The sequence below is a fragment of the Staphylococcus cohnii subsp. cohnii genome, from assembly GCF_002902365.1.
Taxonomy (GTDB): domain Bacteria; phylum Bacillota; class Bacilli; order Staphylococcales; family Staphylococcaceae; genus Staphylococcus; species Staphylococcus cohnii.
In genome coordinates, this window is the sequence record NZ_PPQC01000004.1 from 1 (window position 1) to 24,565 (window position 24,565).

The 24,565-nt window shown below is 30.5% G+C and carries 27 protein-coding genes; 7 read left to right on the forward strand and 20 right to left on the reverse strand.

Annotated elements, in window-relative coordinates; translation table 11 throughout:
- Positions 1-546 precede the first annotated feature (546 nt).
- From perR to bcp, 3 genes are all read right to left on the reverse strand, one after another.
- On the reverse strand, positions 547-1,008 hold the full coding sequence (perR, locus tag CD032_RS00275; RefSeq protein ID WP_019469639.1) for a peroxide-responsive transcriptional repressor PerR: 462 nt from the start codon (positions 1,006-1,008) through the stop codon (positions 547-549).
- 94 nt (positions 1,009-1,102) lie between these two features.
- A complete protein-coding gene (locus tag CD032_RS00280; protein ID WP_071562324.1) occupies positions 1,103-2,053 on the reverse strand; it encodes an NAD(P)-dependent oxidoreductase in 951 nt (316 codons plus the stop codon).
- Positions 2,054-2,059: 6 nt separating this feature from the next.
- The gene (gene bcp / locus CD032_RS00285; protein WP_103211096.1) at positions 2,060-2,515 is read right to left on the reverse strand and encodes a thioredoxin-dependent thiol peroxidase; all 456 of its coding nucleotides are present in this window, start codon (positions 2,513-2,515) and stop codon (positions 2,060-2,062) included.
- A gap of 81 nt (positions 2,516-2,596) precedes the next feature.
- Between bcp and CD032_RS00290 the strand changes: the two genes are divergently transcribed.
- Both CD032_RS00290 and CD032_RS00295 read left to right on the forward strand, forming a co-directional pair.
- Entirely contained in the window at positions 2,597-3,886 is a 1,290-nt protein-coding gene (locus CD032_RS00290; protein ID WP_019469636.1) for a glutamate-1-semialdehyde 2,1-aminomutase, read from the forward strand.
- A gap of 75 nt (positions 3,887-3,961) precedes the next feature.
- Positions 3,962-5,056 carry an FUSC family protein gene (locus tag CD032_RS00295; RefSeq protein ID WP_019469635.1) on the forward strand — a complete coding sequence of 365 codons (1,095 nt, stop codon included), beginning with the start codon at positions 3,962-3,964 and terminating at the stop codon, positions 5,054-5,056.
- A gap of 131 nt (positions 5,057-5,187) precedes the next feature.
- Here CD032_RS00295 and CD032_RS00300 read toward each other — a convergent pair whose 3' ends face one another.
- From CD032_RS00300 to mutY, 3 genes are all read right to left on the reverse strand, one after another.
- Positions 5,188-6,924: an ABC transporter ATP-binding protein gene (locus CD032_RS00300; RefSeq protein WP_019469634.1), complete on the reverse strand. Its 1,737-nt coding sequence runs from the start codon at positions 6,922-6,924 to the stop codon at positions 5,188-5,190.
- 196 nt (positions 6,925-7,120) lie between these two features.
- Positions 7,121-7,663 (reverse strand): nucleoside tri-diphosphate phosphatase, encoded by a 543-nt coding sequence (gene ntdP, locus CD032_RS00305; protein WP_019469633.1) that lies wholly within the window; start codon positions 7,661-7,663, stop codon positions 7,121-7,123.
- A 66-nt stretch (positions 7,664-7,729) separates the two neighbouring features.
- The gene (gene mutY / locus CD032_RS00310; RefSeq protein ID WP_019469632.1) at positions 7,730-8,776 is read right to left on the reverse strand and encodes an A/G-specific adenine glycosylase; all 1,047 of its coding nucleotides are present in this window, start codon (positions 8,774-8,776) and stop codon (positions 7,730-7,732) included.
- Positions 8,777-8,899: 123 nt separating this feature from the next.
- On the opposite strand from mutY, the gene CD032_RS00315 reads away from it, so the two are divergent.
- A complete protein-coding gene (locus CD032_RS00315; RefSeq protein ID WP_019469631.1) occupies positions 8,900-9,877 on the forward strand; it encodes a metal-dependent hydrolase in 978 nt (325 codons plus the stop codon).
- Positions 9,878-9,968: 91 nt separating this feature from the next.
- Here the strand turns inward: CD032_RS00315 and CD032_RS00320 are convergent, their stop codons facing one another.
- The 7 genes from CD032_RS00320 to CD032_RS00350 all read right to left on the reverse strand — a co-directional run bounded on the left by CD032_RS00320 (position 9,969) and on the right by CD032_RS00350 (position 15,780).
- Positions 9,969-10,829 (reverse strand): hypothetical protein, encoded by an 861-nt coding sequence (locus CD032_RS00320; protein WP_019469630.1) that lies wholly within the window; start codon positions 10,827-10,829, stop codon positions 9,969-9,971.
- 9 nt (positions 10,830-10,838) lie between these two features.
- The gene (locus CD032_RS00325; protein ID WP_040029811.1) at positions 10,839-12,371 is read right to left on the reverse strand and encodes an ATP-binding cassette domain-containing protein; all 1,533 of its coding nucleotides are present in this window, start codon (positions 12,369-12,371) and stop codon (positions 10,839-10,841) included.
- Positions 12,372-12,386: 15 nt separating this feature from the next.
- A complete protein-coding gene (locus CD032_RS00330; RefSeq protein WP_019469628.1) occupies positions 12,387-12,701 on the reverse strand; it encodes a YfhH family protein in 315 nt (104 codons plus the stop codon).
- The gene (gene recX / locus CD032_RS00335) at positions 12,679-13,497 is read right to left on the reverse strand and encodes a recombination regulator RecX (protein ID WP_019469627.1); all 819 of its coding nucleotides are present in this window, start codon (positions 13,495-13,497) and stop codon (positions 12,679-12,681) included. Before recX ends, CD032_RS00330 begins: the two co-directional genes overlap by 23 nt.
- A gap of 356 nt (positions 13,498-13,853) precedes the next feature.
- Positions 13,854-14,666: a monofunctional peptidoglycan glycosyltransferase SgtB gene (gene sgtB, locus CD032_RS00340; protein ID WP_103211097.1), complete on the reverse strand. Its 813-nt coding sequence runs from the start codon at positions 14,664-14,666 to the stop codon at positions 13,854-13,856.
- Positions 14,667-15,001: 335 nt separating this feature from the next.
- Entirely contained in the window at positions 15,002-15,520 is a 519-nt protein-coding gene (locus CD032_RS00345) for a type 1 glutamine amidotransferase domain-containing protein (protein ID WP_019469625.1), read from the reverse strand.
- Between the two features lie 89 nt (positions 15,521-15,609).
- Complete coding sequence (locus tag CD032_RS00350; protein WP_019469624.1) at positions 15,610-15,780, reverse strand: SE1561 family protein; 171 nt, start codon at positions 15,778-15,780, stop codon at positions 15,610-15,612.
- A gap of 176 nt (positions 15,781-15,956) precedes the next feature.
- On the opposite strand from CD032_RS00350, the gene yfkAB reads away from it, so the two are divergent.
- Complete coding sequence (gene yfkAB, locus CD032_RS00355) at positions 15,957-17,117, forward strand: radical SAM/CxCxxxxC motif protein YfkAB (RefSeq protein ID WP_019469623.1); 1,161 nt, start codon at positions 15,957-15,959, stop codon at positions 17,115-17,117.
- A 120-nt stretch (positions 17,118-17,237) separates the two neighbouring features.
- Here the strand turns inward: yfkAB and CD032_RS00360 are convergent, their stop codons facing one another.
- The 3 genes from CD032_RS00360 to CD032_RS00370 all read right to left on the reverse strand — a co-directional run bounded on the left by CD032_RS00360 (position 17,238) and on the right by CD032_RS00370 (position 19,374).
- Complete coding sequence (locus tag CD032_RS00360) at positions 17,238-17,759, reverse strand: acyl-CoA thioesterase (RefSeq protein WP_103211098.1); 522 nt, start codon at positions 17,757-17,759, stop codon at positions 17,238-17,240.
- A gap of 158 nt (positions 17,760-17,917) precedes the next feature.
- On the reverse strand, positions 17,918-19,156 hold the full coding sequence (locus CD032_RS00365; RefSeq protein WP_019469621.1) for an aminopeptidase: 1,239 nt from the start codon (positions 19,154-19,156) through the stop codon (positions 17,918-17,920).
- Positions 19,157-19,170: 14 nt separating this feature from the next.
- Complete coding sequence (locus tag CD032_RS00370) at positions 19,171-19,374, reverse strand: DUF1128 family protein (RefSeq protein ID WP_019469620.1); 204 nt, start codon at positions 19,372-19,374, stop codon at positions 19,171-19,173.
- A 132-nt stretch (positions 19,375-19,506) separates the two neighbouring features.
- Between CD032_RS00370 and CD032_RS00375 the strand changes: the two genes are divergently transcribed.
- The 3 genes from CD032_RS00375 to CD032_RS00385 all read left to right on the forward strand — a co-directional run bounded on the left by CD032_RS00375 (position 19,507) and on the right by CD032_RS00385 (position 21,655).
- Entirely contained in the window at positions 19,507-19,971 is a 465-nt protein-coding gene (locus CD032_RS00375; protein ID WP_019469619.1) for a low molecular weight protein-tyrosine-phosphatase, read from the forward strand.
- 7 nt (positions 19,972-19,978) lie between these two features.
- Complete coding sequence (locus CD032_RS00380; protein ID WP_103211099.1) at positions 19,979-20,263, forward strand: hypothetical protein; 285 nt, start codon at positions 19,979-19,981, stop codon at positions 20,261-20,263.
- Positions 20,264-20,575: 312 nt separating this feature from the next.
- Entirely contained in the window at positions 20,576-21,655 is a 1,080-nt protein-coding gene (locus tag CD032_RS00385) for a YihY/virulence factor BrkB family protein (RefSeq protein ID WP_019469617.1), read from the forward strand.
- Positions 21,656-21,742: 87 nt separating this feature from the next.
- On the opposite strand, the gene vraR is transcribed toward CD032_RS00385, so the two are convergent.
- From vraR to CD032_RS00405, 4 genes are read right to left on the reverse strand one after another with little or no spacing between them, the layout of a single operon-like run.
- Positions 21,743-22,372 (reverse strand): response regulator transcription factor VraR, encoded by a 630-nt coding sequence (gene vraR, locus CD032_RS00390; RefSeq protein ID WP_019469616.1) that lies wholly within the window; start codon positions 22,370-22,372, stop codon positions 21,743-21,745.
- Complete coding sequence (vraS, locus tag CD032_RS00395; RefSeq protein WP_019469615.1) at positions 22,362-23,405, reverse strand: sensor histidine kinase VraS; 1,044 nt, start codon at positions 23,403-23,405, stop codon at positions 22,362-22,364. Before vraS ends, vraR begins: the two co-directional genes overlap by 11 nt.
- Positions 23,402-24,103, reverse strand: a complete 702-nt coding sequence (gene vraT / locus CD032_RS00400) for a cell wall-active antibiotics response protein VraT (protein WP_019469614.1) — start codon at positions 24,101-24,103, stop codon at positions 23,402-23,404. The genes vraS and vraT overlap by 4 nt, the downstream gene beginning before the upstream one ends.
- A gap of 16 nt (positions 24,104-24,119) precedes the next feature.
- Entirely contained in the window at positions 24,120-24,506 is a 387-nt protein-coding gene (locus tag CD032_RS00405) for a hypothetical protein (protein ID WP_019469613.1), read from the reverse strand.
- Positions 24,507-24,565 lie beyond the last annotated feature (59 nt).

Consider the following 24,565-nt stretch of genomic DNA (forward strand, 5'->3'; position numbering starts at 1 on the left):
TTGAAATCGGAATTAACGTTGACATATTGCAATTCAGTTTTCAATGTTCATTGATGTGTTACAAGAATTAATTGTAACATTAAGTTTTTGTTAAGTCAATAATAAATTTTCTTTATTATTATTAAGTTTGTTTCGTTTGTTAACTCAACATTTATTATTGTATAACCATTCAATAATTTTAACAAGTGTCAAATTTACACTTTATAATATTTTTGTTTGGTTTTTTTAAGTCATCTCGTTTTGACGACTTTTATATAATATCAAGATAAATCTCACACGTCAATTCAATTCCAATAACTTTTTAGTTAAATTTTACCTTTGTAATAACTAATTATTTTTTATATGTATTAATATTATGAAATCCTATAATTATGTTTGTATTTTATGTCTATTCCTTCAATAACACTGTCTATAATTATCTTCTTATGCATTTTTACTTTTATTAATCTATATTTATCTCTTAGTAATTCAAAGTGCCGCATTTATAATCATTTTATAAAATGCGGCACTTTGAATCTTAATAACTTTTATAATTATTCAATTGTATTACTGCTGTAATTTCTCTTTATCTTTACATTCTTTACATAGACCATAAATTTCCATACGATGATGCGTTACATCAAAATTTGTTACGTGTTGAGCTAATTGTTCAACTTCATCTAGTTGTGGATAATGAAAATCTACAATCTTTCCACAATTTTCACATATAACATGGTAATGATTATGTGTATTAAAATCGAAGCGACTTGAAGCATCTCCATAAGGCAATTCTTTAACGATGCCAATTCCTTTAAATACACGTAAATTATTATATATCGTTGCAACACTTATATTTGGAAAATCGGGTGAAAGTGCTTGATAAATCTCATCAGCAGTGGGATGTGTTTCAGAGACAATTAAAAACTTCAATATCGCCTGTCTTTGTGGTGTTATTCTTATACCGTTATCTCTTAAAGACGCAATAGAATCTTCTAATTGATGTTCAACTGTTTCCATCTCTGCACTCATGTCCCTCACCATCTTTCTATTTAATAATTATTATTACTTAATATTAATATAACTGTTGCATCATTGAATTGTCAATAAACAAAGACCATTTCAATCAATATCCTGTTTTGGGATCTACTTCATTCTCAATTAAAGTATCCTTATTGAGAAAATGGTTAAGATTGCGTTTAAATATCTCAGTTACTTCTTGTTTATTTTCTACACCATTACCTGTGATATGTGCTGTAATTGTAATGTTACTTATGTCATATAATTGATTGCTTGGTTTAAGTGGCTCATTTTCAAACACATCTAAATATGACTGTCGTATGACGTTTTCTCTCATAACATTTGCTATTACATTTTCCTCAACAATTGTTCCTCTTCCTACATTAATAAATATAGCAGAGTCTTTCATCTTTTCAAAATGATCTTTTTGAAGTAAATGTATCGTTTGTTGCGTTTCAGGTAACGTATTTACAACAATATCTGCTTCTTCCAATGCTTTTGATAAATGATTAATAGTATACGTTTTTGAGAAGCCTTCTACTGGGTGACCAGTTGTATTAACACCATGTACAATCATGTCCATCGCGTTCGCAATAGTTGCCGTTTTTTGAGCTATGCTCCCTGTTCCTAAAAATAAAAGCTTTTCACCGCTCACTCTTTTACCAGTTAACTTTGAGTCATAATTTTTATTTGTTTGATTAATAAATGAAACCTTCATTTTCTTATAGTCATCTAATATAAAAGCCATAATAAATTCAGACATTTGTTTTGCATGAACGCCACGACCATTCGTCAACAATATATTGTGGTTATTAATATATTCCAAAGGAAGATTATTGACACCAGTAGCATACCAAGCCAGCCATTTTAAATTCGGACATTCCTTCAAAAAGTCTTCATCTAATTGACCATCATACCCAAACAGTATATCTAAATCTTTTTTATCATGATCATTAATTTCAGAAACACCATGTGTAAATATAAAATTGACGTTTGGAAAAGCTTCAACTAAATCATTTTCCAACTTTCCCATTTTTTTCAAACTAACTGCTTTCATATTTAATCACTCCAGTATTGCTTTTAATTCGTCCATTTGTGATTTTACTTTCACTTTTTCTATGACATCGATTATAATGCCATCTTCATCTATAATGAACGTAGTTCTTACGATTCCCATAGTTTCTTTTCCAAAATTTTTCTTTAATTGGTATACGCCCACTTCTGTGGATAATTGATAATCTTCATCGGTCAATAAGTCAAAATTTAAATTATGCTTATTACTAAAGTTTTGATGTTTTTTCTTTGTATCTCCACTAATTCCATAAACTTTTGTTTTAAGTTCATTAAAATATGATAAATTGTCTCTAAAATCACAGGCTTCTGTTGTGCATGTTGGCGTGTTATCTCTTGGATAAAAATAAAGCACTGCTTTATATCCTTTTAATGTGTCATTAGAAATAATATCGCCATTTTGGTTTTCAAGTTTAAATTCTGGAAATTGATCTCCTTTTTTCAACAAATAACTCACCCTATTTCTTTTTACTAATAATTATATGATACGATAATAAACGAAAATATTAAATAAAAGAGGTTGATATTAATGAAATTTACAGAAAGTGAAAGACTTCAAGATTACTCAAATGAATATATATTGGGAGGCGTCAACTCACCCTCTCGTTCGTATAAAGCTGTAGGTGGTGGCGCTCCAGTAATGATGAAATCAGGTCAAGGTCCTTATTTATTTGATGTAGATGGAAATAAATATATCGATTATTTACAAGCTTATGGTCCAATAATTACTGGTCATGCTCATCCTCATATAACTAAAGCGATTCAAGAACAAGCTGCACTTGGCGTATTATATGGAACGCCAACAGAACTTGAAATAAATTTCGCTAAGAAATTACGTAGCGCTATCCCTTCTTTAGAAAAAATTCGCTTCGTTAATTCTGGAACAGAAGCTGTAATGACAACCATACGAGTGGCACGTGCGTATACTAAAAGAAATAAGATAATTAAATTTTCTGGCCAATATCACGGTCACTCAGATTTAGTATTAGTTGCAGCTGGGAGTGGTCCATCTCAATTAGGATCACCTGACTCAGCCGGAGTTCCTCAAAGTGTAGCTCAAGAAGTCATCACGGTACCTTACAATGATATAGAGTCTTATAAAGAAGCAATTGATTATTGGGGAGATGATATTGCAGCAGTATTAGTCGAACCTATCGTTGGTAATTTTGGTATGGTCAAACCTAAACCTGGGTTTTTAGAACAAGTAAATGAAATTACACATAATAATGGAAGTTTAGTAATTTATGATGAGGTTATTACTGCATTTCGTTTCCATTTTGGCGGTGCTCAAGATTTATATCAAGTTTATCCAGATTTAACAGCTTTCGGTAAAATAGTAGGTGGCGGTCTACCTATTGGTGGTTATGGTGGCAAACAAGACATTATGGAACAAGTTGCTCCTCTAGGCCCTGCATATCAAGCTGGAACGATGGCTGGTAATCCATTATCTATGAAAGCAGGCATCGCATTATTAGAAGTATTAGAACAAGATGGTATCTACGAACATTTAGATAGCCTAGGTCAACAATTAGAAGATGGTTTGAATAAATTAATTCAAAAACATAATATAACTGCTACAGTCAATAGAGTTTATGGTGCATTAACACTTTATTTTACAAATGAAATTGTCACACATTATGATCAAGTTGAAAATTCAGATGGTGATGCTTTCGCACAATTCTTTAAACTCATGTTACATCAAGGCATTAATCTTGCTCCTTCAAAATTTGAAGCTTGGTTTTTAACAACTGAACATACTAAAGATGATATTGATAAAACATTAGATGCTGTAGATTACGCTTTTAGTCAAATGAAATAAACTTGAATTTTATAGGGAATCGTTGTATAACAAGTATAAACATAATTTTATTAAATATACGAAGGAGCGGTACATTTGAAATTAGGAGCACGCATTCTGAAGACAGGTATAGCTATTATACTTGCTTTGTTTATCGCTTCTCTGTTCCCTGATGAAGCAGGATTAAAAGCAATCGCTGCTGTCAGTGCGGTAATCGCGATGCAACCAAGTGTTTTTCGTTCCATTAAAACAATTTCTGAAAGAGCAATTGGTAACCTGATCGGTGCAATACTCGCAGTAGTTATGGTTACTGTTTTTGGTAATAATCCAGTAATCATGGGGGTTACTGTTATATTATTAATTGCTATTTTATTCCGTTTTAAATTGGAACATGTAGCTACACTTGCAAGTATAACTGCATTAATTATTATGGGAACACATACTGGTAACTTTTATATTTCTGCATTTTACAGATTTGTCCTTGTTATGGTAGGTGTAATTAGTTCTTCTGCAGTTAATCTTTTATTCTTACCCCCTAAATTCGAGTCTAAAATTTATTATAATTCATTAAACATTTGTTCAGATATCTTTGTATGGTTCAAACTTGTGTTAAATGATACATCTGAATATCATCATATAAAAGAAGATAGAGGGCTAATCAGCAAACGAATTTCGAAATTAGAGCAAATATTTGAATACTATGAGGAAGAACGACCTTGGACGAAAAAACAAATTTATGCACAAAATAGAAAAAAAATTCTATTTAAACAAGTCGTGCGTAGTACACGGCAAGCATACGATGTTTTAAAACGAATGAATCGTTATCAAAACGATCTTCATAATTTAAATAATGAGTTGTTACTTCAAATAAAATTAGAAATAGATTTGCTCATTGCTTATCACGAACAAATTTTCATCAGCATTTCAAAAAAAGCACGATATGATATAAGTCATTTTGATAGTCAGATTGAAAATCCACAAAAAAAGGATTTAATGGATGCTTTCCAACGAGAAATCATTAAAGATCCATACCAAACAACATATTCATTTACAAATATAATGCAGATTATTTCAGCTATTGAAGAATATCGTTATACTATAGAACATTTGGATCGCTTAGTTATCAGTTTCTTCTCATATCACTCTAATGATAATGAAATTGAAATTGAAGAAGAAGATTTTGATTTATAAATCCTCAAAATTTGAACTAAAAAGACCAGAGACAATATAAAATGTCTCTGGTCTTTTATCTCTTTTATTCAATTTAAAATTATGCTTACACTTTCACTGCGCTTAAACAATCAAAATTTAGCAAATCACTTTTATAGATTTTGAATACTATATAGATGTTCATAAGCACCTTTTTTCGCTAGTAATTCTTGATGTGTTCCACTTTCTACTACCTCACCATTTTCTATAACAACAATTTTATCTGCATGAGTAATTGTAGATAGTCTATGTGCCACAATTAATGTTGTACGATCTTTACTTAAAATATTTAATGCATCTTGAATTATAGATTCACTTTCTAAATCTAATGCACTTGTTGCTTCATCTAGTATAATTATCGGTGGATTATTTAAGAAGATTCGCGCAATAGATATGCGTTGCTTCTGACCTCCAGAAAGTTTGACGCCTCTTTCACCCACTTCTGTATCATATCCATCTGTTAATTCCATAATGAAATCATGTGCGTTCGCCATTTTTGCAGCTGCAATGACTTCTTCGTCTGTTGCATCAGGTCTACCTAATAAAATATTTTCTTTAATTGTATCTGAGAATAGTACGTTATCTTGTTGGACTAATCCGATTTGATGTCTGAGACTGCCTGTTAAGTAGGATTTTATATTGGTACCATCAATTTTGATTTCGCCATCTGTAACATCATAAAATCTCGGTATAAGATTGATAAGTGTCGATTTTCCTCCACCACTCATACCGACAAATGCTACCGTTTCTCCTTGTTCGATATCCAAATTAATATGGTTTAATATCGTAGATTCATCTGCATTATATTTAAAACTCACATTATTTATTTCAATACGTCCTTCTTTAATTTCTAATGGTAAGGCACCTTTTTTATTTTTAATATCATAACCTTCATCCATTAGCTGGAAGACACGGTCCATTGATGCAAAACTTTGCGTTAACGTAGTAAATGAAGAAACCAATCTACGTAATGGACCAAATAATTGTTCAAGATAACCCACAAATGCAGCGAGTGTACCTACTGTAATGGAACCGTTGATAGCTAATACTGCACCAGAACCAATTACAATTAAAGGTCCTAAATCAGTCACTGTATTAATTGCAGAAAATGAATAAGCATTCCATCTTGTATGTGTAAATGCACGTTGTAAGAAATTACTATTATGTTTATCAAAGTTAACTGCTTCGTTATCTTCTATTGCAAAACTTTTGATGACTGACATGCCCTGTACACGTTCATGTAAAAAACCTTGGACTTCAGCCAAAGCTTGTGATCTTTTTCGTGTTAAATTTCTTAAACGTCCAAAGAAGAAATAGACAGTCAGAATATACACTGGAAATACAATAATTGCAGCCAGTGTTAATTTTACATCTAATACAAACATAATTGATAAGGCAATAATGATTGTTATGCAATCAAGCCAAATATTCATAAGTCCTGTTAAAATGAAATCTTTTGTCTGTTCAACATCATTAATTACTCTTGAAATAACTTGCCCAGCTTGGTTATTAGCATAAAATCTTGCACTTAGTGCTTGTAAATGATTATATAGACGCTTACGAATATCATATAATATTTTATTACTTGTCCACTGAGCTAAATATTGTCTTAAAAATTCTATAGGTGGTCTTACGATTACAAAAATAAATAAGGCTATTCCTAGCGCAATTCCTAATCTAGTAAATTTTTCTTCTACCGAAATTGCACCATTATTGATAATGTCATCAATAACGTATTTAATTAATAACGGAATAAGCATTGGAATACCAAATTTTAAGATACCTACAAGAATTGTGGCAATGATTCGCCATTTATATGGTTTTACGAATTGTATATATCTGCGAATCATACAAACTATACCTCCTTGCTTATTTCAGCAAATGAAACAGCCTTCGCTGAAATTCAACGAGGCTGTTAAACAATTATCTACAATCAGATGATTTAGTTAAGCATTTGCTATGATTTTTTTATTCTATACAATTAACTTGTATCATATATACCTACATAACTATATCGAATATAACTATCAAATACATTAAATATGCTTAATAATCTCTAATCTTTTTGAATCTTTCACGCCAAACTTTAATAAAGTCTGGTGCAAATGGCCCTTTTTTCTGCTCAATCCATTGTTGAAGAATATCTACATTTCTTCGTAAAATCACATCAATATCAGATGAATAATTCATTTGGCGCATATGTTGCTCATATTCGTCCTCATCTAATAAATGATATTTACCATTGGGATAAACTTTAATATCTAAATCGTAATCTATATATTTTAGAGCTTCCTCATCACATACAAATGGTGAAGATAAATTACAATAATAATAAACACCATCTTCTCTAAACATACAAATAACATTAAACCAATATTCGGAATGGAAGTATACAATTGCAGGTTCTCTTGTAATCCATGTGCGATTATCACTTTCTGTTACCAATGTATGGTCATTACCACCAATGACAACATGATCCGTACCTTTTAAAATAGTTGTTTCAGACCAAACACGGTGTATGTTTCCATCGTGTTTATAACTTTGAATTTTTATCGTCTGACCCTCTTTAGGTATGGACTCTTTAACCATGCTCCACACCACCTTTTCTGATTTCACATATTGAATTATAACATAATTAGCGATGACAGAACGACCTTAAATATTTGTTAGCAAAAAATTATATATTTTTGACATACTTACTGGGAAATTATATTCATCTTTATCATTAACGCGCATCCACACCATGTTGTCAGTTAATGTAATTTCTTGTTGTCTAACGTAACTTTGAGATAAATATACATCAATATCCCAAGTTAAATGTGTGAATTGATGTTTTAATGAATAAACAGGTTTACTTTGAAATTCAATTTCTGTAGATAACTCCGTATTAATATTTTCATTACTTTCCGCTTCATACATAGGAAATTCCCACATATTATTCAAAAGTTTTTGGGTTCTTTTTTCAATTAATAAATCGCCTTTTTCGTTACACACGATATATACATTTTGTTTGATATGTTTTTTCTTCACTTTCGTAGTTTTTACAGGTAACTCATCTACTGTTCCTTGTTTAAAAGCTTCACAATGTTCTTGGACAGGACAAAACATACATAACGCGTTTTTAGGTGTACAAATTAATGCACCTAGTTCCATCATAGCTTGATTGAAAGTACCTGAATCCTCTTGGACATAAACTTCCAATTCCTTTTCAAATGCTTTTCTTGTGGTTTGTAATTTGGTATCACGATGATCATTGTTTAATCTTGACCAAACTCTAAAAACGTTACCATCTACTGTTGCTAATGGAAGATTGAAAGCAATACTCATGACTGCTGCTTGTGTATATGGACCCACACCTTTAAGTTCTTTAAAGCGCTCAGGGTCATCGGGAACTTCACCATTATAATTAATTGCTACATCTTTTATCGCAGTATGGAAGTTACGTGCACGGCTATAATAACCAAGCCCTTCCCAATATTTAAGCACTTCATCTTCATGTGCATTACTTAAATCAGTAATTGTTGGAAACCTATTTACAAATTTATGATAATAATCAATAACCGTCTTCACTTGGGTTTGTTGTAACATTACTTCACTCAACCAAATATAGTATGGATTTTTAGTTTCTCTCCAAGGCATTTGTCTTTGATTTTTCTCAAACCATTTTACGAGATTATTTTTAAATTGCGATTCATTATACATGTTATACATCTCTTTCTCTATGTGATTCTAAAACTTTTTTTCTTCATTTTAGTATGTTAATTTTATTATTTAGTATATTAGATTATAATAGAAATAATATTGAAATGAAATGAGAGGATACTTATGGATACAGGTACGCATATTGTCATGGGTATTGGATTAACCGCTTTGGCAACACAAGATCCTGCAATGACTGGCTCATTTGCAGCAACAGCAACGACTCTAATCATTGGTTCACTGATACCAGATGGTGATACAGTTTTAAAACTTAAAGATAATGCTACTTATATATCAAATCATAGAGGTATAACACATTCAATACCTTTTACGATTTTGTGGCCATTACTTATAACTTTATTTATTTTTACATTTTTCAAAAATATTGATGCTAGCCATATATGGTTATGGGCTCAGCTTGCAGTTTTTCTTCATGTCTTTGTAGATATATTTAATTCTTATGGAACTCAGGCGCTCAGACCCATCACAAATAAATGGATTCAACTAAGTGTAATCAATACTTTTGATCCAATCATATTCACTCTGTGGTGTGTTGGCATTATACTTTGGGTATTAGGCTTACATCCTTACATTTCATTCTTCCCTATTTTTGCTATTCTTGTTGTTTATTATATTATTCGTTTTAGAATGCAAGCCATCATTAAACAACAAGCACTTAAACAGATAAAGCAAGAACATAATCCTGTTAAAGTTTTTGTTGCACCTACCATGCGATTTATGGAATGGCGCGTAGCTATTCAAACAGAAAAGTACGATTATGTTGGACGAAGTTATGGTAGAAACATCGTTTTTAGTGATAAATCAGAACGTCATTCTTTCCCTAGTAATGATTTAATGCAGTTTGTTGAAGATGATAAAAATATCAAAACTTTCCTTAACTTCTCATCTATTTATCGTTGGGAAGCTAGAAAATTAGATGATGATACGACAGAAATTAGATTGATTGATTTACGCTATCTCAAAAACGGACACTATTCATTTGTAGCAATCGCACATTTAGATGAGTTTATGAATATTGATCATTCTTATATTGGTTGGGTGTTTAGCGAAGATAAACTACAAAGAAAATTATTTGCTAAGTGATATTTTATTGATATTAACAAAGGCTGAGACACAATCATGTGTCTCAGCCTTTAATATGATATTGAAGATACATAATTAAAATATAAAATCATTATTTATGATTTGTGTTTGTATCTTGAGCAGTTACGTTTTCATTATGGTTTATCTTGTTTTTTAATTTAGTATCAGTCGATTTTTCTACTGTGTCATTTCCAAATCTAAATTTTTGATACGCAGTCATTCTATACATCGCAAATATAACTGCACATAATGTAGCCATTACAAATATAAAATAAAAATGGTACGGTATATTATTTAAACTTAATGCACCTAAAACAACGGACTGTGAAATTCCCTCTATAAGATAAAACAACGGATTTAACATTAAAATATGTGAAAATACAGTTGAATTACTGGACGGGATAAATACAATCGGTACGATAAAGAACATGATTACTGATAATATATAAAATATGATATTTACATTATTTTTGGTAATAGTCAGTAAACCAAATACCGTAGAAATTGTTACAACAAATATAATTGACATAACGACAAAATATATTGTTGATGGAATAGAACTTTCTATGTTAACTGGTGTCATTATGATAATCATCATTAATGCAATAAACATCAATAAATTAGTAATAATAGCTATCATAATAGTTTGAAAAATGGGATTTAAATTAAAAACTTTTGCAGTAAAATACTCTTTTTTAAACAATTGGTAACTTTGATAAATAGCTATCCAAATAAATGAAAAACTTATTAATGCTGCTAACCTAAAATAGCCTCGTGCTTGTTTTATTTCTTCTGTACCATTCACATTAAATATAAACATTAACAAACATAATAATAGGATGCTACTAATAAATGGTATAACAAACCATTTCCATTGTCCCTTTAACCGATGATACAAATGTTTACTTAAAAATGGTGCATTCTTATAAAAAATAATTAGATTATCTATCATTTATATCACCTACAATTCAATATATATCCATTTATCATTTTTAAAATCTGCCATGAAATAACCATTACCTGATTTAGTAATCCAAAAGTTATTATCAATATTAAATTTATCTTTTAACTTCGTTTTATCTTTCATCGGAATTGTAAATCCAGAGAGTTTATTTTGATCATTAAATATCATAGCAATCGGTTGTTGAACGATAGGAACAATAAAACGATCATTTTTTCCTTCTTCTGGAACTAGCGAATCAGTCACAGTACCATGTTTTTTATGTAAGTGACTATTAAAAAATTCGTAATAATTACTATAATTTTTACTCATAAATGGCGCGAGTGCATCACCACTATGTTCTTCGAATAAACCAGCTGGATCAAAATAACGTATATCTTTTTTACCAACTTTATAAGACTGATTATCGACACTAACGCGATAACTCTTAGTATTTTCACCTGTTATTGTAAGCAAAGCATATTTGCTTGGACTTAAAACTTTATCATTCTTAAAATTATCTAATTTGACTGAATCATCTAATACAATTCCGTATGATAGCTTATCTTCATAGGGATTTTTTGGTTGATTCTGAATAGAAGCCTGGTCCTCGTTTTGTCCAATTTCAATTTTTCCAATATCATTAAACATTAGTAACGCTGTTAAAAGCACCCCTAAGATACAAATAGTAATAAATGTCCAGAACCTGACTAATACAATCGGTGGTTTGACGTGATTATACCTTTCGATACGTTTGAAATTATATGTTAATTCTGGCGTACGTGCTCTGCTCTTTTTCCAATCCAAATCAAAGTTTTGCTTTTCTTCTTTACTTTTTAAAGATGCTCTATCTTTCTCATGTTCATTAAAGACAGGAATGACTTGGTTAATAGAACCTTCCATTCTAAGTTGACCATGCGAAATCCATGCTATATAATTACTTGCTTTACTAACTCTTTCGACATTGTCATCTATCATAACAACGGTTAAATTATTATTTATGTATTCATCTGATAGTTCAATTGCTTTTTCAAAATATTCGTCTGTTAAATTTTGCAGTATTTTATTAAAAATGATAATACTGGCTTTAGATGTTCTGGCAAGAGAAAAAAGTATACGCGCATAAGCTTCATCTGATAATTCACATATGGATGTATCACTTTGTTCTTCGACGTGTGCATACTTTAAAACTTGTTCAACCTTATGTGTATTTACTTTGTATGGGAAAAGCGTAACTGCATTTGATATGTAATCTTTAACTGATATATTTTGTGAATATTTATCGTCTATATCTGCATAAAACAAATCTGCTTTACGCACAATTCTACCCTTGTCAGGTTTGATTTCACCACTTAATATCCGACCTACAAGAGATTTTGAAGACTCAGGTTCACCGATAATTCCAAGTGATTCACCTTGATAGATATGTAGGTTTATATTATTTAACTCTATGTTATCTGCATCATAACCAAAAGGTTGATACCACTTTTTTGATTTTTTATTTCTATAGTAATGTGTTACATTAAGTAACTTTAAAATAATTGAACTACCCATGCTATCTTCATCCTTCTACAGTTTTAATAGTGCTAAGGGTAAACCTTCTTCTGGCTCTGAACTATTGATTCTGAATCCCCACGCAAATATTCCTTTAAGTCGCTCTACTTTAAAATAACTTCCAGTACCATCATTTAATTTATATATTTTTCCAAGTTCTACTTTGTTTCTATCTACTAAATAACTTTCCGCTATGATTGCTTTACTTGCATATACGTCATACTCATTATAAATACCATTCATTTCTGCTTTGCGCATTTGTTCTTTATATCCTTGAATTTCATGACGTAATTCTATTTCGCTCATTTCACTCAATTTCTTCCGTTCCATCTTCAATACCACTCTCTTCTAGTTTAGCTTTTATTTTATCATATTGATAACCTTTTCTCATAAGTGTTTCAATTGTTTTATTGACCAATTTTTTACCTGTAAATTTTTTTGAAGTTTTAGTATACGCTTTTTCTAAATCATCTTGTAATAACATATCTAATGTTTCTTCTGATTGTGAAAAATCTAATTCTTCCATAACAATATTAATCGTTTCAAATGTATAACCTTTTTGTATTAAAGATTGTTTTAGCTTTTCTTTACGCTTTATTTGTGGTCCTTTTTTTTGTTTCAATATTTTATTTGCTAATTTTATGATCTTATCTAAAGATTGCTCATCATCATATAAAAGCGCATATTCATCAATGATATTTTGTTCTATACCAGCTTCACGTAATTTTTGTTTGAAAATTTCAGGACCTTTATCTGTAGTTAAAATCATCGTATTTTTTAAACTATTAGCATAATCTTTATGATCTATTAAGTTTTGTTTGTGGCAATAATCTAATACATTTGCAATTACACTTTCTGAAATATCTTTTTTTGCTAGATGTTGTGATACTTCGTGTTCAGTTCTTTTTCTGTATGATAAATATTGAATCGCTATATTAATTGCTTGTCTATATTGCTCATAATTTTGAATTTTTTCCATATCTGATGCTTCAACAATTTGTCCCTTTTTAAGGTTAAAATATACAAAAGTATCAATATCAATACCCATCTCAAATTCATCATCTAAATATAAATTAAAACGGTCTTTATTATTTTTTTGAACTTCTATTTTTGTGATTTTCGGCATTATCTTCACTCCACTTATAAGAATAACTTATATTGATTATGAATGGAATTATAGTGATTTTTATTTGCAAACTACAACTTCACTATGATTATGTACAAATTATAACATGGTTTGCAGTATAATCCTTTCATGAAATAGCATACATAATCTGCATATATCGGTATATTTTATAGTGTTTTACATACTTAAAAATTTTCTTAACTTCAATTGCAGTTAACATATATTGTATCTTTTAAAATTTTAAATGATATTAAAAACTCCCTCCAAGTAATCATTTTCACATGACTTCTTGGAAAGGAGTTTGTCATTGGCGACTTATTTTATACAGCTATTAATCATTAATGATATTACTATAATCATACACCTAATTCTAATAACGCATTTTTGTATTGTTCATCTGTAATAAATTCTTGTTGTTTCATTTTTTCTAAATCAATTTTCACTCGATTAATAAAATTATCGGACATATCATCTATATTATAAACACTAGGTGCATTAATTTTACTTGCTAAAATCGCACTTTGTAAAACTGAAATTTGTGGTAACTCCTGATTATTTTTATCTGTCGTCACCCCGAAGTAATAATTTGCAGCTGATTCTACTGAGTAATTATCACTACCGTAATAAATGTTATTCATATAAAAACTGAGTATTTCATCTTTACTATATGATTTCTCAACACGATGAGCTACAAATAATTCCTTAACTTTACGCGTGATTGATTGTTCGTTATCATAAAAATAATTTTTTACTACCTGCTGTGTGATTGTACTTCCACCTTGTACACTTTTATCACTTAATGTTGAAAATAATGCTCGTGATGTTCCCTTTATATCAAATCCATGATGCTTATAATAACGCTCATCTTCCATAGCTATAAATGCACCTTTAGTATAATCTGGCATATTTGACACAGATACAAACGAATCTTTATTTTCTATTTTTTTTAATTCATCAACATCTGCACGAGTACTGAAAGCATACATTATAGCAATAAATATACCTAAAACAAGTATAATTGGAACAAGTAGTTTAAAGAAAAGCCCTTTTCCTTTTTTATGTTTTTGTGATTTTGTTACTGGCTGAAAATAAGTATTATATTGAGGTTCGATTACAGTATCGGTTTGAGATTTTTTAGTTGTTTGCTTATAACGATCGCTTCTTTTCATGCGGTAGCTCCTTTATATTGCTCTCATATCATTATAAGTGAGTTTATCAATTGTTGGAATTTTTATCTATAGTAAATCATAAAAATCAGTCCAAGGGTGTATATGTATCTCCTATCAAGGCATTATAATAAGCGATTTAACCCAATCTATTTAAACATATATATGATAATATCATCGATTTCCAAATCTCACTTTCAATTTAAAAATTTCTATAATAAACAAAAAGAAGTTGCCTATATTTTATAATGAACCACTTTTGTATCATAAAAGTAAATTCATAAAAATAAAGACAACCTCTTAAAAAAATATCAATGATTCAATTAGCGTTTAATTCCTTAAGCGTTTAATTGATCTACAATTGCTTTATTAAAGTCATCTAAATCATCAGGTGTACGACTAGTTACAATATTATTATCAACGACTACTGATTCATCAACTACTTGTGCACCTGCATTCGCTAAATCTTTACGAACATTTAATACTGCAGTTAATGTTCTACCTGATAAGTCATCTGTATCTATTAAAATTTGTGGTCCATGGCAAATTGCAAACGTTGGAACATCATTTTTGGTAAAGTATTTAGCAAATGTACCGTATCTGCCTTCAGAATCACCACGTAGATGATCAGGTGAGAAACCACCTGGAATTAATAATCCATCATAATCTTCTGGTTTTGCATCAGCAATACTTACATCCACAGAAACTTTTTCACCATGTTTTCCAACAACTTCACTATTGGCTTCATCTCCAATAACAACAGTTTCGTGTCCTGCTTCTTCAATTGCTTCTTTAGGACTTGTTAATTCTACATCTTCAAATTCATTCGTTACAATAATTGCTACTTTTTTAGCCATGAATTATCACCTTTCCATATTTATGTTATATACTCTGTATAGACGAAACCGAAGTTTTTTAAACATAAAAACTTTTAATACTCCGAAATTTAATCTGATGATTTCGAAACTGATTTAACTTTTTCTTCTAATTGATCTAATAAGCCAATCCATTCGTCTATGTCTTCTACTTTAACTTCATTAGGGTTTACATGATCAATATCATTCATAAATTTTTCTAATCTCTTTTTTATTTGATCTATTGTTTGATTGTCATCCATTGTATTAGTAACTCCTTTTTTTCAGATATTATTATACTAACATGGATTTGACAAATTTTGCCAAAGTCTTAATAATTATAAACTGAAATAATTTAACTAAATTAGAATAATTTCTATATGTTTAACCATTTCATATATTTAAACCTAAACCAAGCTTTAATAAAAGGATGTTTTAAATGACCTATCAAAAATCTTTATTATCTAGTATTAAAAAACCTATATCTATATTTAATGATCCATGGGAAACCTATAATGATATTCAAGAGCATAATGCATTAACTTTAAGTAATATTGAATTCACCACGACGAATCTCTGTAATATGCGTTGCAGTCATTGCGCTGTAGGATACACACTTCAAACTGCGGACCCTTCCCCTTTGCCAATGGACTTAATTTATCGCCGTTTGGATGAAATTCCAAATTTAAAAACGATGTCAATCACTGGTGGAGAACCTATGTTTTCAAAAAAATCCATTAAAAATGTTGTGAAACCACTATTGAAGTACGCATATGATCGCGAAATTTATGTTCAAATGAATTCAAATTTAACGTTACCTATCGACAGATATTTAGATATCGCTGAATATATTGATGTAATGCATATTTCACATAATTGGGGAACAATAGATGAATTTACAGAAGTTGGATTTGGAGCAATGGAAAAACAACCACCACTGAAAGCGAAATTACGACTTTATGATCAAATGTTATCAAACGCTCGAACACTTTCTGAACAAGGTATGTTCATTTCTGCTGAAACAATGTTAAACAAAAGTACAAGGCCCTATTTGAATAAAATACATAATGAAATTGTTAATGATATGAAATGTCAAAGACATGAAATTCATCCGATGTATCCTTCTGACTTTGCTAGTCAATTAGAGGTACTATCATTAACTGAAATAAAAGAAGCAATTCATCATTTACTAGATATTCGACACCCAGATATATGGATGCTTTTTGGCACATTGCCTATTTATCCATGTATAACCAACGAAGATGATCAAGCATTGTTGCACAGATTAAGAAATTCCAAAAATATTACGATGCGAAATGACCCAGATGGTAGAAATAGGTTGAATGTGAATGTGTTTTCTGGAAACATTATAGTGACTGATTTTGGTGATGAGAATGGCACTTTATCAAATATTAAAAATGATAAACTCACGGATGTTTTTGATGCATGGTTAAAGACCCCTTTAGCACAATCACTTAACTGCCATTGTCCTAAATTCAATTGCTTAGGCCCAAATGTTCTAGTAAAAAATATGTATTATCCTGATACAAATTTCAAACAAAATGAAATAGATATGCATCGACTTTATCCTATGCAATAATCATATCTATTGAGCTTAAATATTCAATTAACAGGGAATGTCTATTTTTCAAATATGATGAATATCCATAATCAAAACAAGGATTTCAATCACCATATTCGAAATAGACATTCCTTAACTTTATTCTATATGTTGCACACTGGCTAAAAACTCAATTGTTTCTTTACTTTCTTGTCTTCTTTCTTTACGGCGTTTAACTCTCGCTAATGCTGTTTCGTGAAACCAATTTTCAGTTTTTGTTTCTGGATAGACTTGTGGTACATGTGTTGGCTTGCCTTCATTATCCAGGGCAACAAATGTCAAAAAGCTTAGTGCAGCTAGGTGCCTTTCATCTTTCAAGACATCCTCAATTATAATTTGTACGCATACTTCCATTGATGATGTACCTGCATATGACACCATTGCTTCATATGACACTATATCGCCGGTTTTGATTGGCTTTAAAAAATCAACAGAATCTGTAGATGCTGTAACAACTTGTGTGTTACTGTGCTTCATTGCTGTAATAGCTGCTATTTCATCAATGTTAGCCATCAACATTCCGCCAAACATCGTATGATGATGATTAGTATCTTGTGGAAATACTTGTCTTGCTTTAACACCTCTAGATTCAGACATCGATTTCATTTTTGTAGTTCCCATAATATCTTCCTTCCCTTTTTTAAACTTAACCTAATATAAATTAGGAGTGGGACAGACATCTAATTTTGTTAAAAAGATTTCGTCGTCCCACCCCCGATAATGATGACTATAGATGAAATAAGTATCTCATAATCAAATTTTTCTTCATTTTCAAATAGTTAGTTTGCCCAATTACCATTTTCAAAAATCAGTTCTTGTTCACCACTTGTAGTGATACCATAAATCGTTAAATCGGAACTACCAATCATAAAGTCTACATGAATCAATGAATCATTTAATCCATGTGCTAATTTTTCTTCAGTAGTCATTGTTGTACCACCCTCAATATTAAAACCATAAGCTGAACCTAATGCAATATGACATGAGGCATTTTCATCAAATAATGTGTTATAAAATATTGTGTTACGATTTGAAATTGGTGAATCATCTGGTACTAAAGCAACCTCACCTAAATGTTTGGCACCTTCGTCTGTATTTAATAAATCACGTAGCACTTCTTCACCTTGTTCAGCTTTAAAATCTACTACCTCACCATCTTTAAACGTAAGTGTAAAACCATCAATAATATTACCATTATGGCTTAATGGTAATTTATTGGTCACATAACCGTTCACTTTCAAACGATGCGGTGCTGTGAATACTTCTTCTGTTGGGATATTAGCAACAAATGCTTGACCATCCTCTGTATAACTTGTTGCATCTTCCCAAATATGACCTTCTGGAAGACCAATTTCCAAATCAGTTCCTTCAGAGATATAATGTAATGACGCATAGTTTTTACGTTGCAGTTTATCTGCATGTTTACTTAAATTAGCAATATGCTTTTCCCAATTTGCGACTGGATCGTTTCCATCTACACGTACTATATCTAGCACTTCATCAATAAATTTTTCATATGCTTCTTCTACAGTTAATTCTGGATATACACGTGCTGCCCAAGCTTTAGACGGAAATGCTGCTACACACCAAGGAAATTGATTTTTTTGACTTGCTTCCATATAACCTTTATATGCTGTAGCGTATTGCCTTTGGAAAGTGGCTAATTTATCACTATCTATACCATTTAATAGATCTGGATCCTGAGTAATTAGTGCGAGATTAGCTGCACCACGGTTAACATAATCCATACGTTTAGCAACTTCATAAGCTTTAATTTCATTATTTTCAAAGTGGTCAACTGTTTCATTTTCAAATTTAAGTCGTGCCAAACGATCATCACTATACTCTACTTTCACATCTGAAGCGCCTCTTTTATATGCTGCTTCAACTATGTAATGCGTTAATTCTAAAGCATCTACGCTTGAACGGATAAACACTGGTTGTCCTTCTTGTACGTTCATGCCAATGCCAGCTAATAATTCAGCGTACTGTTTCATTTTATGTTGTAATTGCCCCATATTTAAACTCTCCCTTATTTACGAATTTGTCCAAGTGCGTCTGCAATTGCCGAAGCTTCACTTGGCGTAAATGAGGCTTTGGACGTTACATAATCATATACCTCTTTTACTTCTTGTGCATCAGCAGATTTATATTTTTCGGGATTGATTAAACTTTGATTTACTAGATTTAAACGACCTCGAATTTCTTCAATCATTTCTTCGTTACTTTTAGTCACTACTCTCACCTCTTTTTAGTTTATTTTATCAAATTTGCTAACCTTGTAAAACTTTTATCATAATTCCTCTTTAGAAATGATTAATAAACCATTAAAATGGGAAATAGAATTATATAATTTGGAGGTCAATATATGATTACAGTTGCTTTTGTTTGTCTTGGAAATATTTGTCGCTCGCCTATGGCAGAAGCTATAATGCGACAAAGGTTAAAAGATAGAAGTATCGATGGTATAGAAGTCACTTCAAGAGGTACAGGTAAATGGAATCTTGGACAATCACCTCATGAAGGGACACAAAAAATATTATCTGAACACAATATTCCATTTAATGGTATGATTAGTGAACTATTTGAATCTAACGACGACTTTGATTATATTATTGCTATGGATCAAAGTAACGTTGATGATATTCAAAGTATTAATCCAAATATTAAAGGAAAATTATTTAAATTGTTAGAATTCAGTGATATGACTGAAACTGATGTACCAGATCCTTATTATACAAATAATTTCGAAGGCGTGTATAAAATGGTACAATCATCTTGTGATAATTTAATTGATTTCATTATTAAAGATGCTAATTTAAGAGAGGGGTAACAACATCATGCAAAACAAATTAATTCCAGGTATATTATTAGGTGCTGTAATAGGAGGCACAGCAACACTTGCTGACAAATCTACACGCCAATCATTAAAACAATCAATTAAAGATATTAAAGAAGGTAATCGTTCACAAAAACCTTCAGCAATTTCTAATATAAAAGATGAAGTCTCTTATTGGAAAGATGCAATAGAAGAAATCAGACGTAATAATCCAGAGTTAGAGCGTTCCTTAAAAGATGCAAAAGACACATTTGTTGAACGCAAAAATAATCGTTTAAAAAATTAAATAAATAATATCGTGACTAGTGAACATAATAAAATGTTTGGTCGCTTCATAATGATTGTTTGAAGTGAAGGGTCATAGATGACTTACGCATAATATAACATAGTCATCCAATCGGGGGTGGGAATTGGAAATCTACTTTATAAGTTTTGATTTCTTTCCTAACCCCCTTTATTTTTGATTTGTTATTTTGGTATTTTATTTTTCAAAAGTTACTTTATTTTAAAAGAATATAGCAACACATATTTACCTTTAATGCATTTTACAGTATATTAAACTGTATACGTAAAATATCAATACATAAGGAGATTTGATATGTCTAAAAATGAAAAAACATCTTCTAATTTTCTAAATGAAACTAAAGAAATGGAAGATCAAAAGAACAAAAAAGATAAGAACGAACAAATTGAACGTGATCGTATATACATAACACCAAATGAATTTAAATCGAAATCACCAAAAAAAGACAATCAAGAATTTTTTGTATCACGTATCAATAAGCCTGCAAAATATACTAAAGATTCAAATTTTTTCTCTTATTTAGTATATAGAATAGGAAAAGACGATGCATCAGGATTATCAGCACAACTATCCTATTATTTTATGTTATCTCTATTTCCTATGTTACTTTTCTTGTTATCAATTGTGCCGTACCTCGGTATTAAACAAAGTTCGATTAGAAGCATGATTAAGGAACATGTGCCACAAGATTACGCACCACAAGTATCATCTATTATTGGCGATATTATGGGTAATGCAAGTGGCGGTATTTTATCTGTAGGGTTAATCTTAGCGTTATGGTCTGCTTCTAATGGTATGACCGCTTTGATGAATTCTTTTAATGTGGCTTATGACGTAGAAGATAGCAGAAATTTTATTGTTTCTAAACTATTAAGTGTAGTATTTACACTGGCATTAATTATCGTCTTACCACTAGCAATTGTATTGCCTACATTTGGTGAACAAATCGGGTCATTGCTATTTGGACCTTTAGGCTTAGGCGATCAAGTTAAATGGATTTTCAACTTAGTTAGATTTGCGCTACCTGTTATTGTAGTACTCATAGCATTTATAGTACTTTATACGTTAGCACCAAATGTTAAAATTAAAATGCTTTCTGTTATACCAGGAGCTATTTTTGCAACTATCGTATTTTTAGGCGGCTCTTATTTATTTGGTATTTACATTTCAAACTTTGCTAACTATTCTAAAACATATGGTAGTATCGCCGGTATTATTATATTAATGTTATGGCTTTATATTACTGGTTTTATCATCATTATTGGTGCTGAAATCAATGCAATTATGCATCAAAGAAAAGTAGTTGCAGGTAAAACACCAGAAGAAATTACAATTGATCAAATTGAAGAAGAAAAGAATAACAGCGTAGATTAAACGACAGAATCTTTCTCCGATTATAAATTTAAAAAAGCTAAAACCTAGGCACACAGTATTGTATCTCTGCTTAGGTTTTAGCTTTTTTTATTGTATTAAATTATGTTGAAATGCATAGATTACAGCTTGAGTTCTATCTTGTACTTCTAATTTACTCAATACGTTACTCACATGTGTTTTAACTGTTTTGATTGTAATATGTGAAGCACTGGCAATTTCTTGGTTTGAGTACCCTTTTGCAATCAATAATAATATTTCCATTTCACGTTCAGTTAACATCTCATATAATTCAGCGCGTTGTTTCATACGATTTCTCATTTTAACCAACACTTCTGCTTCAAATACAGATTCATCACGATATGTTTTGCGTATTGCTTCAGCGATATCACTGGCACTTGTTGTTTTTAAAATATAGCTATCTACACCAGAATCTAGCGCGCGGTACACTTCATTATCTTCAATATAACTTGTTAGCATAACAACTTTAATGTGTGGCAAATCTTTCTTAATTTGTTCTGTAGCTTCTACGCCATCCATATCATCCATCAGTAAGTCCATTAAAATTAAATCAGGTTTTAGTTCATGTGCTTTTTCAATTGCATCTTTACCCGATTGCCCTTCTCCGACTACTTCTATATCTGGTTGAGTAGATAAATAACTAGAAATACCAATTCTGACCATCTCATGATCATCAACAAATAATACTTTAATCGGCATATGAATCCTCCTTATTTAATGGGGCTTTGACTTCAATTCGTGTTCCTGAATCTGGCAGTGATACTATATGAAACGTTGCGCCTATTTCAAGTGCTCGTTCGCGCATATTTTTTAACCCATAGCTTTGTTCTACCTTATCATCTACATTAAAGCCTTTACCATCATCTTGTATACGTAATAATAAATATTCTTCTCTATTAAACAATTCAATTGTAACTTTTGTCCCTTTTGAATGTCTTAATGTATTTGAAATTGCTTCTTGTGTAATTCTAAATAAATGATCTTCTATACCTTTGGGTACGTCGAATTCTTCAATATCATGTACAACTTTCATAGGCACCTTTTTCTGCAAATCAACCACTAAATCTTTGATACCTTGGCCAAGTGATTTATCTTTCAAGCCAATTGGTCTTAAATGCAATAGCAAGGCACGCATTTCTAACTGTGAATCTTGGATCATTTTTTCCAATACTGGAATTTGTTGATCTAAAGGTGCTTTCAAATCAGTTTCTTTAATAGCAGAGAGCATCATACTTGCTGCAAACAATTGCTGGCTTACGGAATCATGTAACTCTCGAGCCAGTCTTTGTCTTTCGTCTTCAATTATTTTTTTAACTTTCACATCGTTCATATTATATGATTCATTCGTTAAATTTTGTGTTTTTAAACGCAATCTATGAACTTCTTGATTGAGCGGTACAAGCGTTTGATATAATTCAATTGTTTCATTATATAATTCTATATTTTGATCATTGATACCTACTGTTTGTCCTTCTATAGAACGCTCAATTTGGTCTTGTAACCAATGATTTTGTTGATTGATTTTATACGCTAATACTGAGCCAACAATGATGCAAAGTAATATAACTAATAAGTTGATAAATAGTAAAACTGGTATTCCAAAGATTTGCGTATAAATCATGCCTTGAAAATATATAATATTCACAAAAACTTTATCTATAAAAAACATAGCGAAAAATGTACTATAAACTAATATCAACATTGATCCTATTGCTCTTATGTAGTGATTCATTTATAAATCACCTCAACATCTCCAATAAATGTTGACAAATAGACATTAACAGCATAATTATCTTCTTTTGTTTCTTCAACAACTTTAATATTGTTGTTTTCAACTTTATATGATGTTTCATTAACATATGCATTACCATAAAGTGCTGAAAAATGTAATTTTATATTGTAATTTAAAGGCACAATAATTTGCACTTTACCTAAAAAATGTCTGATTACTACAGTATTATGTTCTCTAATATTAGCAGCTTTAGACATATCTATATGAATGTCACCAATACCATGCTGTATTTGTAAATCTTCCCATTTATAAACATAAATAGGTGTACGTTGTTCACCAAACCACTTTTGCTTAATAAATTCTGGAGATTCTACTGCCTCTTCTGTCGCAATAATTTTCAAAGGTTTGAACCTATAAAATATATATCTCACAATTAACACAATTAAAAATATAAATAATATGATAATTGTGTATTTATTGGATAGTAAAGTAAAAGCAATAAGTAATACCCCTATCCAAAACGCTAATAACCCTCGTATTTTATGAAAATATAAATATCCTACATAAACCAATATGCAGCCTAGTAATAATACAAAAATAAAACCTATTTTTTCAAAGAAAATATAGTAGAAATTAGCTATTATCATTAATGCTGTAAACACAATCAACATTTCAGTTGATATATATTTATGAGTCATGTTTCGCCACCTTTCTTCAAGCGACTAAACTAATTTGTTCGATTAAATCACATTCTGTTTCAACATTCACTTTTTCCTTTGCCTGTTGTGATAAATCGGCTACAATACGTGCGTAGTCTGCTTCCATTTCATTCAAATCATTTTTAATTTTTTCTATATCATAGTGCTCAATCTCTTGTGCACATTCAATATCAGATTCATCTAAAATGTCGATATACTTATTTTCTAAAGATAATGTTAAATGATCTATTAATCTAGCTACATAAGTTTTTCTTTCAAATAGATAATTTATGTACATTTCTATACTTCTTAATTTTTTATCAAGATATTGTCTGTATTCAATTAAACTTGAATAAAAGGTTTGTTTAGTCATTTTTTCTAGATAAGTCGTAATATAATTCATAGAATCACCTCATGATTGATTAGATTCTATTATAAAAAATTTCCGGAACCATTAGTATA